The 12,258-nt window shown below is 64.3% G+C and carries 11 protein-coding genes; 7 read left to right on the forward strand and 4 right to left on the reverse strand.

Annotated elements, in window-relative coordinates:
* Positions 1-36: 36 nt before the first annotated feature.
* From AYK61_RS18925 to AYK61_RS18940, 4 genes are all read left to right on the forward strand, one after another.
* Positions 37-480, forward strand: a complete 444-nt coding sequence (locus AYK61_RS18925; RefSeq protein WP_121871952.1) for a PIN domain-containing protein — start codon at positions 37-39, stop codon at positions 478-480.
* Between the two features lie 89 nt (positions 481-569).
* Positions 570-4,994 (forward strand): non-ribosomal peptide synthetase, encoded by a 4,425-nt coding sequence (locus tag AYK61_RS18930; RefSeq protein ID WP_121871953.1) that lies wholly within the window; start codon positions 570-572, stop codon positions 4,992-4,994.
* 51 nt (positions 4,995-5,045) lie between these two features.
* Complete coding sequence (locus AYK61_RS18935; protein ID WP_121871954.1) at positions 5,046-5,522, forward strand: DUF2231 domain-containing protein; 477 nt, start codon at positions 5,046-5,048, stop codon at positions 5,520-5,522.
* Positions 5,515-6,234 (forward strand): VIT family protein, encoded by a 720-nt coding sequence (locus tag AYK61_RS18940; RefSeq protein WP_121871955.1) that lies wholly within the window; start codon positions 5,515-5,517, stop codon positions 6,232-6,234. Before AYK61_RS18935 ends, AYK61_RS18940 begins: the two co-directional genes overlap by 8 nt.
* Before the next feature lie 2 nt (positions 6,235-6,236).
* On the opposite strand, the gene AYK61_RS18945 is transcribed toward AYK61_RS18940, so the two are convergent.
* Together AYK61_RS18945 and AYK61_RS18950 are read right to left on the reverse strand one after the other, a co-directional pair.
* Complete coding sequence (locus tag AYK61_RS18945) at positions 6,237-7,118, reverse strand: M56 family metallopeptidase (protein ID WP_121871956.1); 882 nt, start codon at positions 7,116-7,118, stop codon at positions 6,237-6,239.
* Complete coding sequence (locus AYK61_RS18950) at positions 7,115-7,492, reverse strand: BlaI/MecI/CopY family transcriptional regulator (protein WP_037187682.1); 378 nt, start codon at positions 7,490-7,492, stop codon at positions 7,115-7,117. The genes AYK61_RS18945 and AYK61_RS18950 overlap by 4 nt, the downstream gene beginning before the upstream one ends.
* Positions 7,493-7,631: 139 nt before the next feature.
* Between AYK61_RS18950 and AYK61_RS18955 the strand changes: the two genes are divergently transcribed.
* From AYK61_RS18955 to AYK61_RS18965, 3 genes are read left to right on the forward strand one after another with little or no spacing between them, the layout of a single operon-like run.
* A complete protein-coding gene (locus AYK61_RS18955; RefSeq protein WP_121871957.1) occupies positions 7,632-8,486 on the forward strand; it encodes a tryptophan 2,3-dioxygenase in 855 nt (284 codons plus the stop codon).
* Positions 8,486-9,694: a kynureninase gene (kynU, locus tag AYK61_RS18960; RefSeq protein WP_121871958.1), complete on the forward strand. Its 1,209-nt coding sequence runs from the start codon at positions 8,486-8,488 to the stop codon at positions 9,692-9,694. Before AYK61_RS18955 ends, kynU begins: the two co-directional genes overlap by 1 nt.
* On the forward strand, positions 9,675-10,511 hold the full coding sequence (locus AYK61_RS18965) for a PaaX family transcriptional regulator C-terminal domain-containing protein (RefSeq protein ID WP_121871959.1): 837 nt from the start codon (positions 9,675-9,677) through the stop codon (positions 10,509-10,511). The genes kynU and AYK61_RS18965 overlap by 20 nt, the downstream gene beginning before the upstream one ends.
* Here AYK61_RS18965 and AYK61_RS18970 read toward each other — a convergent pair.
* Positions 10,508-11,251 (reverse strand): queuosine precursor transporter, encoded by a 744-nt coding sequence (locus AYK61_RS18970; protein WP_068054742.1) that lies wholly within the window; start codon positions 11,249-11,251, stop codon positions 10,508-10,510. The two genes, AYK61_RS18965 and AYK61_RS18970, sit on opposite strands and share 4 nt — an antisense overlap.
* Before the next feature lie 78 nt (positions 11,252-11,329).
* Positions 11,330-12,178 (reverse strand): hypothetical protein, encoded by an 849-nt coding sequence (locus AYK61_RS18975; RefSeq protein WP_121871960.1) that lies wholly within the window; start codon positions 12,176-12,178, stop codon positions 11,330-11,332.
* Positions 12,179-12,258: the final 80 nt, after the last annotated feature.

Here is a 12,258-nt window from a genome sequence, read left to right on the forward strand (position 1 = left end):
CGATGAAGCTGACGCATTCTTTGCGGCTATCGGGCTATGACCCGGTCCTCTAGCCGGGCTGCTGTTCTCGTTGATACCGACGTGTTCAGCATCCTGTACATCGACCCGGTCAAGGCTGCGAATCGTGGCCTTCCTGTCGAACAACTCCGTGCACAACTGGCTGGACTTCAGGTTGTGATTGCCTTCCAGACGAGGGCAGAGGTACTCGCGGGAGCGATGGTGGGCAGTTGGGGTGAGCGCAAATTGGCCGACACCCGGGCAAAGCTCGACTCGGCTCCTACGATTTCGATCGACAGTGGAGTCGTGGATGCTTACGCGTCTTTGACCGCTGCATGCAGGCGTGTAGGCCATGCGCTGCACGACAAGATTCACACCGGTGATCGTTGGATCGCAGCATGCGCGATCTCGAAGGAGGTGCCGTTGCTGAGCCTGGACGGCATCTATGCGGGAGCGCCGGACTTGGCTCTGCTCGGAGGTTGAGCGGCCGCCTCGCACGGGCACACACCGGATCGGAGCGTACGGTGGTACTACCGACTGTGTAGTAGAAGATTTGCCCTGGGGGGAACACCATGTCCGACGACGCCCTACCTGTGAGTTCGTCCCAGGCCGACATCTGGATTGCCCAACAGTTCATGCCGGACGTGCCCTTCACCATTGCGTACTACGTCGACATCATCGGCGCTGTGGACCTCGATGTGCTGTTCGAGTGTGGCAGTCGAGCGCATCGAGAGTTCTCGTCGTCGACGATGCGAATCATCGAGGTCGACGGCACCCCGATGCAGCGGTTCGAGCCTCGGGAGACCGAATCGGTCGAGATCCTCGACTTCCGCGGCCGCGACCGTCCGGCCGATGCGGCCACGCAGTGGATGAACGACGATTGCCGCACGCCCTTCTCCATGGACAGTCAGCTCGTGCGGTTGCGGGTCCTTCGAGTCGGCGACGATCGAGTGTTCTGGTACACCCGAGCCCATCACATCGCGCTCGACGGGTATGCCTCCATGAAGGTGCTCGAGCGGGCGGCGGCCCTGTATGCCGCCGCGTCTGGTGGCGTCGAGCCTGCGGCCATCGATCCGACGACCCCGGCCGCGCTTGTCGCCGAGGACGAGCGCTACCGCACCTCCACCCGCGCACGACGTGATCGAGCGCATTGGGAGTCGACCGACCTGGGATATGCCGAGCCCCTCGGCCGGACTGCTCGGCCCGCGTCGGTGCCGATCGTCGTCGGCGAGGATCGTACGGTTTCTCCGACCGCCCCGGGGCATGCGACGTCGACGGTGGTGATCGCGGCATTCGCCGCGTACCTGGCGCGTATGAACGACACCGACGACGTGGATCTGTCGTTGCCGGTCTCGGCGCGGCCGACAGCGATGTTGCGCCGGGCCGGGTCCTCGCTGTCGCATGTGGTGCCGTTGCGGTTGCCGGGCGTCGGATCGGCGACGGTGAACAACGTGATCAAGTCCACCGAGGTGGCCATCGGTGCCGTGCTCCGGCATCAGCGCAGCAGACCGCCGGCATCCGAGAGTGGACATGCGCTGCGCGCAGGGCGTTTCGGGCCGACGATCAACGTGATGATGTTCGCGAACACTGTGGCCATCGGCGAGTTCGACGGTGAGATCGACATTCTGACCACGGGCCCGGTGTCGGACCTCGCCGTCAACATCTACCCCGGTCGGGGTGGAGAGCGGCCGCGCATCGACTTCGAGGCCAACTCGACCGTCTACACGCCGAGCGACCTCGCTCGCCACCACCAACGGTTTCTGCACTTTCTCGACCGTTTTGCCGAATCCGACTGCGGTGACACGGCAGTGGCAGACCTCGACCTGTTCCTGCCCGACGAGTCCCGTACGACCCCCGCGTCGGTGGGCGCGGCCGCGGCTGAGCAGGGATCACTGAACGACGTGTTCTCGGCGGCAATCGCGGAGCACGGCAATCGAATTGCCATCCAGGACGCCGGCGCCTCGATCACCTACGGAGAACTGGCCGCAAGAGTCGACGCACTCGCATCCACCTTGAACGCCCGAGCAATCGGCACAGAGGACCGGGTCGCCGTGCGCGTCGGCCGATCCGTCGAGGGCGTCGTCGCGTTCTGGGCGATCGCACGAGTGGGTGCGGTGTACGTCCCGGTCGACCCGAATCACCCCCGCGAACGCGCAGAGTTCGTGCTGCGTGACAGCGGAGCGGTGTTGGGCCTGTGCACCGGAGGCACCGAGTTGGGTGAGGTGGAGTGGCTGACCGTCGATGGCGTTCTCGCAGAAAGAGACTCGAACGATGTCGCCGCGACGACCGCACCGCACAACGCTGCGTACGTCATCTACACCTCCGGATCCACCGGCACCCCCAAGGGTGTAGTCGTCACCCACAACGGTATCGGCGCTCTGGTGCAACAGATTCGGAGCAGCTACGACCTGAACGTCGAGTCCCGAGTCTGTCACCTTGCCTCGCCCGGATTCGACACGGCCATTGTCGAGGTGTTGGCCGCAGCGACAGCAGGTGCGGCAGTGGTGATCGCGCCGCCGGACAGCTACGGCGGCGCGGAACTGTCGGAACTGATTGCTCGGCAGGCGGTTACGCATCTGCTGATCACACCCTCGGCGCTGGCCACGTTGAATCCCGAAGCACTGGCGGGCGTCGGGACGATCATCATCGGCGGCGAAGCAGCACCGCAGGATACGGTCGACCGCTGGTCGGTGGGTCGACGACTGCTCAACGCCTACGGCCCCACCGAGACGACCTGCAGTGTCACGATGACCGCCCCATTGCACCCGGGCAGCGCGGACGGAATCGGTCGAGCCATGGTGGGAGCGGTGATTCACCTCCTCGATCGCACGCTGCGACCTGTTCCGTCGGGTGCGGTCGGCGAAATCTACATCGAGACGCCCGGCGTCGCGCGCGGATATCTCGGTCGCACCCTGGAAACAGCAGCGCGCTTCGTCGCGAACCCGTTCAGCAGCAGCGGGAGTTGGATGTTCCGCAGTGGAGATCGGGCGCGTCTGCGCGGCGACGGAACGCTGGAGTTCCTCGGCCGCATCGACGATCAGATCAAGATCCGGGGAAATCGCGTCGAACTGGGCGAGATCGACGCAGCGCTGCGGGCGTGGCCGGAGGTCGCTGCGGCGTCATCGGCATTGCGCCGCAGTCACACTGGGGACATGCGTATCGATGGTTACGTCGTTGCCGCGAACAGCGAACACGTGCTCGACACCGAGCACATTCGCAAGGATCTTGCCGGGCGATTGCCTGCCCACATGGTGCCGGCGACGATCTCGATTCTCGACGAGATTCCGCTGACGATCAATCGTAAGGTCGATCGCGGCGCACTTCCTGTTCCGAGCCTGACCGCTCCGACGACCGGCCCTCCGGTCGAGCCGTCCGGTGCCACCGAGGAGATGGTGGCGGCAGCGTTCGTACGCGTCCTCGGCAGGGACGGTATCGATTGCGCTGCGTCGTTCTTCGATCTCGGAGGTGACTCACTGGCCGCGACCAGAGTCGTGTCGGCGGTGCGGGCCGAGGAATCGGTGGACATCGGTGTGCGAGACCTCGTCGAGGCCCCGTCCGTTCAGGCTTTGGCGGCGCTGATCGATACGCGTTGCCATGTTGGACTGCAACAGAATTCGCGGCCCGAACGAGGTATGTCGCAGGCCGTGGCCGCGATTCCGCTGGCTCCGCAGCAACGCCACATCGATCGAAGTGCTCAGTTACCGCTGTCCAACCTGCCGTTCACGGTCGCGATTTCCGGGGAGTTCCACGCCGCGGCAGCCTCGCAGGCGTTGACCGATCTGATCGAGCGACACAGCACTCTGCGGACGCGCTACCCGGACCTCGATGGGGTTCCGGCTCAGGTCGTCGAGTCGGATTCTGCTGCGGTGACACCGAATCTCGACGTTGTCGACTTCGATGACGCCGCGGTGACGCAGACCCTGCAGCACCCCTTCGACGTGCGCACCGAGTTCCCGATCCGCGCTCGCCTGTTCGCCGTAGCGCCCGATCACCACGTGCTGGCGTGCGCCGTTCACCACATCGCAGCGGACGGGTGGTCTCTCGGGCTGCTGGCGTCGGATTTCGTACTGGCTTATCAGACCAGGATGGCCGGCAGTGCACCGTCATGGTCCGAATTACCCTTGCAGTACGCCGATTACAGCGTCTGGGCCGCCGATCGGGATGTATCGGCCGACATCGAGTTCTGGCGCGCGGAACTCGCAGGTGTCCCCAACAGCACCGGGTTGCCGTTGGACCGGCCACGTACACAGGAGTGGGATTTCTCCGGTGCGCGCACATCGCTTCGCTTCGATGCACCCGCCACGGAGAAAATGACCGATCTTGCCCAGCGTTGCGGGACAGGACGATTCACCGTGCTACGCGCAGCACTGCTGATTCTGCTCGCGGAGGTGACAGACTCCACCGATATCGTCGTCGGGACCCCGGTTGCCGGACGCGACGATCCGAGGCTCGAGCAGGTGGTCGGTACCTTCACCAACACCGTCGCGATCCGGACGGACATCGCGTCCGCTTCGACCGTCGACGACGTCGTGCAGGCGGCGCGGGCGAGCGAACTGCGGGCCTTCGATCATGCAGCGGTGCCGTTCGAGGATGTCGTCGCTGCCATCGCTCCTGACTCGACGGATGCGCGTCATCCGATTTTCCAGGTGGCACTGTCGTTGGATGTCTTCACCGCCGCAACGCTCGAACTTGGGGACACGCGTGTCGAGATCACGCCCCGACCGATCGACATCGCGAAATGCGACCTCCATCTTCACGTCACCGAACGGCGGGACGACCAAGGGAAGACAGGAGTGGAGCCCGCGGAACGACCCAGGGGCGCTATCTGTACGGAGATCGATATCGTCTATCCCACAGCATTGTTCGACGCGAATACCGTTGTCGCGCTGGGACGGAGTCTCGAGCAGGTCGTGTATGCGATGGTCGCAGAACCCGACTCGGCGTGGCGGGATCTGGCAGCCCTCGATCCATCCATGCAACTACTACACAACGTGTAGCATGTGTTGTGCGTGAGGTGCACGCGACTTTCCAAGCCAGGGGGAGAACGCATGTCCACCTTCAACGGCCTACCGGCCCACATTCTTCTCGTTCACTTCATCGTGGTGCTGGCACCGTTGACCGCGCTGCTCGCCATCACGGCCAGTATCTGGACCGGTGTGCGCAGCCGTCTCGTGTGGCTCATCGCAGCCCTGGCGGTGTTCACGTTGGTGTTGACGCCGCTGACGACCGAGGCAGGCGAGTGGCTCGAGAAGCGCGTCCCCGAGACCGCTGCGGTCGAACAGCACGCCGAGATCGGCGACTGGATGATCTTCTTCTCCGTCGGTCTTGTGGTCGTCGCCGCGGCGCTCGTGTTCCTGCATGTACGTGAGCGTCGGGGCAATACCCCCGTGCGCTGGCAGTCGATTGCGGTGGTGGTCTTGGCTGTGCTGATCGGAGCGACCACAATCATCCAGGTGTACAGAATCGGTGAGTCCGGCGCGCGCGCCGCATGGGATGACGTGTCAGCGACGGCCGTCGATGAGTGAGCCCGAGCCGGGCCTGCACGAGCACGAACCGCACGGTGATCTGTCTGGCCGGCTGAACTGGCTGCGGGCAGGCGTGTTGGGTGCGAACGACGGCATCGTCTCCACTGCCGGCCTGGTCGTCGGTGTCGCAGCCGCCACCACCGACACAGGGGCGCTGCTCACAGCTGGTGTTGCGGGGCTCGTCGCGGGTGCTGTCTCCATGGCGCTCGGGGAGTACGTCTCGGTGAGCACGCAGCGTGACGCCGAACGATCCCTGTTGATCAAGGAGCGGCGGGAGCTGGCCGAGGAACCCGAGGAGGAGTTGGCCGAGCTGGCTGCGCTCTACGAGGCCAAGGGGCTGTCGACGGAGACTGCGCAGAAAGTTGCGCAGGAACTGACCGACCACGATCCGTTTGCCGCACACGTGGATGTCGAGTTGGGAATCGACCCGGACGCGCTGACCAATCCGTGGCAGGCGGCCGCGTCGTCGGCGGTGTCGTTCGTCAGTGGCGCGCTGCTGCCGCTACTGTCCATCCTGCTGTTTTCCGCGTCGCTGCGCGTCCCGGTGACATTCGTCGTGGTACTGGTAGCTCTGGCACTGACCGGAAGTATCAGCGCACGTCTCGGCGGTGCGCCTGCTCGGCCGGCAGTGAGCCGGGTCGTCATCGGTGGTGCAATCGCGATGGCCGTCACCTATGCGATCGGCCAACTCGCGGGCGTCGCGGGTATCTGAGATCAGCGGAAGATCGAGGTGGCGGCTTCTCCGGTTTCGGGGGCCACTACATCTTGAACGACATCGAACAGTGCCGTGGATATGACGGTGAACGCGAGGATCAGCACCAGCCCGGCCGCGAGGATTCCGCGATCATGGCGGTGCCGTGGTGGTTCGCTCAGCGCTTGCACGCGGCGTACGACGTCGCCGCCGGTACTGGCGAGCGTGCGGGTTCCATGGTCGAGTTGTTTCCGAAGCAAGGCGGTTCTGGCGATGGCAGACAACGTGTCTCGCCGGCCGAGAGACGCTGCGCTCTCGTCTGCCTGACGCTCCGCCGCGTGCCGGACTTTCGAGGGCACCGGCCGAAGAATGGGATTCAGTCGAGCCGCGATTTCACACATCTGGATCCACACGCTGTGGCGATGTCGTAGGTGCGCGCGCTCGTGCTCGACCACCGCGCGTAATTCGTTGTCCGACAGAGCCTCAGCGAGGCCGGTGGTGATCACGACGGCGCCTCCGCCGGAGGGAACGGCGAAGGCGTCGGGAACCTCGGAGTCGACCACGACGATGCCGCCCGTCGCCCGCGCCTCGTCGCCGAATTCGGATGCGATCGACGCGCCGACGGCGACGCGTCGAACATGGCGGGCGACCTCGACCACACGCCAGAACATCCACGCGGAAATGATGATTCCCACCGCTGTCCAGGCAATCTCACCTGACGCCAGCAGCACCGCAGCGAGCGCGCACATGGACGCCGCCACGGAGAATGCGGTCACCATCGACAGGATGGGCAACAGGACGACGGCGGTCGACGGATTGAGTCGACGGTCGAGTTGATCGGCTCCGAATCCCAGCAGCAGCGACAGCGCCCACGGCAGCACGGCAACGACCAGGAGCAGGGTCATGGGTGTTGCTCGGCTGCGTCCGACTTGGCCAGCAGTTCGCGCAGCGTCGCCTCGTCCTCGGGGTCTAGTGCGGCCACGAAGCTGGCCAGTACGTCTGCGCGTTCGGCTCTGGCACCGAGTTCGGTGCGCATCCGCATCGCGGCCCGAAGCGCGGGGATCTCGTCGACCGGGGCGTTGAGGGTGTAGACGAAGGACCGCCCGCGCCGCTCGCGATCGACCAGGCCTTTGCCGTGCAGGCGCACCAGAGCGGTCATGACCGTGGTGTGGGCGAGATCGGAGCCAAGGTGCTCGCGGGCTTGGGCCACCGAGAGTTCCGTGTGCTCGCCGAGCAACTCGAGGATCGACTCCTCCAACTGTCCGGACGCTCTACGCACTGCGATTCCTCACTCGAGTCGGTACTTCGAGGATAGGCGACGGGTGGCGTTCACGAAACCGGTCTATGTCGTATTACTGGCGGGCGGCACAATGATGTAATACGCTGGCTTCACCAGCCCATCACCTCGAGGACCAGCCATGAGCGTCGAAGGCAATACCCGCGCGATAGAGAAGACCGTCGTCACCGACTTCAGCGACCGTATGAGTTACGGCGCGTACCTGGACCTCGACACGTTGCTCAGCGCCCAGAAGCCGGTGAGCACCCCCGAGCATCACGACGAACTGCTGTTCATCATTCAGCACCAGACCACCGAACTGTGGCTCAAGCTGGTACTGCACGAGACCCTGGCCGCGCGAGCAGCTCTCGATGCCGACGACATCGGTACCGCGCTGAAATGTGTGGCCCGGGTCAAGCACATCCAGAAGACGTTGACCGAGCAGTGGTCGGTACTGGCCACACTGACGCCGACGGAGTACTCGCAGTTCCGTGATTTTCTCGGCAACTCGTCGGGCTTTCAGTCGTATCAGTACCGGGCGGTGGAGTTCGTGCTGGGCAACAAGAATGCGGGCATGCTGACGGTCTTCGAGTCCGATCCGGCTGCTTATGAACAGCTTTCGACTCTGTTGTATCAACCGAGCCTCTACGATGCCTTCTGGCAGTCGCTGGCGCGGCAGGGGTACGACGTACCGGCATCAGCGCTCGATCGCGATGTCACCGCGGCATACACGTTCAACGAGGACCTGATGCCGCTGATCAAGTTCGTCTACGAAAACCACACCGAACATTGGGCGGTGTACGAGGCCTTCGAAGAGTTCGTCGATCTCGAGGAGAACTTCCAGCTGTGGCGCTTCCGTCATATGCGTACGGTGCTGCGAACCATCGGAATGAAGAGCGGGACGGGAGGATCGAGTGGCGTCGGATTCCTGCAGAAGGCACTCGAACTCACCTTCTTTCCCGAATTACTCGCTGTGAGAACGGAAATCGGACGATGATGGAACGCGTAGACGAACTCGACGCCCAGGATCCGCTCCGGAGCTACCGCGACAAGTTCCTCGGCAGTGACGATCCGTCGATCAGCGCATATCTCGACGGCAACTCGCTGGGCCGGCCCACCAAGGCCAGCGTCGAACGGATCAACACCTTCATGACGCAGGCCTGGGGTGGACGTTTGATCCGTGGTTGGGACGAGCAGTGGTTCGATCTCCCCGTCACCATCGGCGACGCCCTGGCCGACGCCACCCTGGGGGCCGCGTCCGGTCAGACCACCATCGGCGATTCGACGACGGTATTGCTGTACAAACTGGCGCGGGCGGCGATTGCCATGCGGCCGGGCCGCACCGAGATCGTCATCGACCGTGACAACTTTCCGACCGATCGATACTTGCTCGAAGGCATTGCAGCAGAGCTGAATATGACCCTGCGGTGGATCGAGACTGACCGCCGCGGTGGTATCGAACCGGAACAACTCGCCGAGGTGGTGGGGGAGAACACCGCCTTGGTGGTGATCACCCATGTCGCCTACCGTTCCGGCTTCCTCGTCGACGTGGCCGAGGCGACGCGCATCACGCACGCTGCCGGAGCTTTGATGCTGCTGGACGTGTGCCACTCCGTTGGATCGGTACCGCTCGAACTCGATTCCTGGGGAGTGGATCTGGCCGTCGGGTGCACCTACAAATACCTCAACGGAGGCCCGGGATCACCGGCCTTCGCGTACGTGCGCAGTGATCTTCAAGGCGATTTCGTCCAACCGATCTGGGGCTGGATGGGTCGCGCCGATCCGTTCGAGATGGCGCAGGGTTACGTTCCGGCACAGGGTATTCGACGCGTCATCAGCGGCACGCCGTCGGTGTTCGGGATGATTGCGATGCAGGACACCATCGAGATGATCGCCGAGGTGGGGATGGACGCGATACGCGCGAAGTCCGTCGCACTCACCGAATACGCCCTCGAACTCGTCCGCGAGATGCTGATACCGCTCGGGGTGGAGATCGCCTCACCCGAGGACTCGAATCGACGCGGCGGTCACGTCACCATCGACCATCCCGAGTTCAAGGCGATCACCGCTCGCCTGTGGGAGCAGGGCGTCATCCCGGATTACCGCGCTCCGCAGGGTATTCGCCTGGGATTGAGCCCTCTCAGTACCTCGTACCGAGAGGTGTATCTGGGAATCGTGGCGATCCGTGACGAACTCCGCGCCTAGCACTGCCGGGGCCATCCTCGACGACTTCGACTCTCGTCCGGGAAGCGCCACCTCGTTGGTGCGTACCGTGCTCGGGGCCTACATTCGCCCCCTCGGCGGGTGGTTCGCCATCGCCGATTTCGTCGTCTGGATGGACGCACTCGGAGTGCCACCGGAGAGCACGCGCATCGCGGTGGCCAGGTTGAAGAAGAAGGGCGTCGTCGCATCGAGTAATCGAGACGGCCGCACCGGCTATCGCATCACCGAGCAGGCCGACGCCATGTTCGCGCGCGGCGACGGTCGGATCTTCGGGTTCCGGCGGATGGCAGACGGCGATCCGTTTCGGCTCATCTCGTTCACCATCCCCGAGACCCAACGCGCCGCGCGCCACCAACTGAGGCGTCGACTCACCGGAATAGGCTGCGGCACAGTCTCGCCCGGTCTGTGGATCGCACCCGAATACCTCGCGGGTGAGGCGGGCGACATCATCGACGCGTTGGAGTTGTCGGAGTACGTGACGAGCTTCGTCGCCTCCGAGGTAGCGCCACCCGCCTCACTGCGTCAGAGCGCCGCCCAGTGGTGGGACCTGGCGGGCATCGCCGATCGGCACCGGGCATTCCTGGCCACCTACGACTCCGATGTCCCGGCCGAAGATACTCGCGACGCGTTCGTCACGTTCGTGCCGCTGCTCGACGAGTGGCGAGTCATCCCCTACGTCGACCCGGGCCTCCCGCCGTCCATGACACCGGAGGACTGGCCGGGAACCCGGGCCGTCGAGAGCTTCGAGGCAGCGCGAGAGCGCTATCTCGAGGTCAGTCGAGAATGGGTCGCGAGCTAACTGCTCTGGTACGACGGTTCGCGCTTCTTGATGTACGAGATGACGCGGTACGTGATGGGAAGGACGAGGACCTCGACGAGTGTCTTCCACAGGAATCCGACAACGACGTAGTTGATGAAGTCGGTCCACGTGCTGATGCCGATGACGCCGGCGGCGATGGCGCAGAAGATCAACGTGTCGAAGAATTCGCCGACGACGGTCGAGCCGATCAGGCGCGCCCACAGGTGCTTTTCCTTGGTGCGTTCCTTGATCTTGACCAGGACGTAGGAGTTGAGCAGCTGGCCGACGGCAAAGCCGGCGAGACCGGCGAGGACGAGTCGGGGGACGACACCGACAACGGTTTCGAGTGCCTCTTGGTTCTCGTAGAACGAGGCGGCGGGAAGTTCGATGGCGATCCAGAAGCACACCGAGGTGAGGATCAGGGAGCCGAAACCGAGGTAGATCGCGCGGCGTGCGGCCTTGAAGCCGTAGACCTCGCTGAGGACGTCGCCGAGGATGTAGGCGAGGGGGAACAGGAAGAATGCGCCGTCGGTATTGATCGGCAGGATCTGCAGTGGTCCGAGCATGACGTCGGAGGAGGCGAAGAAGGCGACACCTTTGCTGGCGGCCACGTTCGAGATCAGCAGCGTCGCGACGAAAAGCGCGACGATGGTGGGGTAGTAGCCCCGGCTGATGTGAGCGAACGTGGCCTGCCCAGACTCGGTGCCGCCGTTGGCGGCGGTGTGTTCGGTAGTAGTCACTGCTCGATCCAAGCACCGAGACGACGATGGGCGCGAATCCCGGGTGAGGGATGCGCGCCCATCGAGGCGGATCTCAGGTCAGGCGACGTGTCCGCGCACCGTGACGCGGTAGGCGTAGGTTCCGGCGATGATCGTGATCGGGATGGAGGCCAGCAGACCGATGCCGAGCAGGAGTGCGCCGACGATGTTGATGCCGACCAGGGCGAGTGCGAGCACGAAGAGGGTCCCACCGTTGGACGCGATCGCCTGAGCGCTCGCCTTGATGGCGGGGATCGGCTCGTCGCCGCGGTCGATGACGAACTGGAAGGTCCACCACGTGAAGAACGTGATGACGAGTCCGGGGATGATCAGCAGCACGAAGCCGATGCTGGTTGCGATGCCGACGAGGACGCCGGCGATGACGACGGACACGACGTTGCCGAACTGGAAGAAGGACCCGAACGCGGGCTTGATCCCGTCCACCTCGTGCAGAGCGCCGCGGACGAGTGCCGCCTGGATGAGGAGCGCGACGACTCCGACGATGACACTGAAGATCAAGCCGAGGACGAAGTTGTCGGAGCTCAACACGAAGTTCAGGACGCCCTGGATGATCGCGGCGATCAGGACGATGCCGACCCAGACGAGGGCGTTGTCCTTGAACTTGTTGAATGCGTAGCCGATGGCCGTTCCCACGGACAGCTGCGTCGGCATCGGTGACTCACCGAAGGCCGGAGGCGGCGGGTAGTTGCCCTGCGGGGGCGGTGGGTAGTTGCCCGGGGGTGGGTAGTTGCCCTGTGGGGGCGGTGGGTAGTTGCCGGGTGGTGGGTAACCGCCCTGCTCAGGTGGTGGGTAGTTGCCCTGGGGAGGGGGCGGGTAGCCGCCCTGCGGCGGGGGATAGCCGCCGGGGTTCTGTGGATCCTTGTCGGGGTCGTAACCGCCTGAGGTCATCGTGTCCTTCTCCCTCGGGAAGAGTTGTCGCGGCTACTGTACGTCCGATTCCTCCCGAGTTGGGCCCTGTCGCATTGCAA

Source organism: Rhodococcus sp. SBT000017 (genome assembly GCF_003688915.1).
Lineage (GTDB): Bacteria > Actinomycetota > Actinomycetes > Mycobacteriales > Mycobacteriaceae > Rhodococcoides.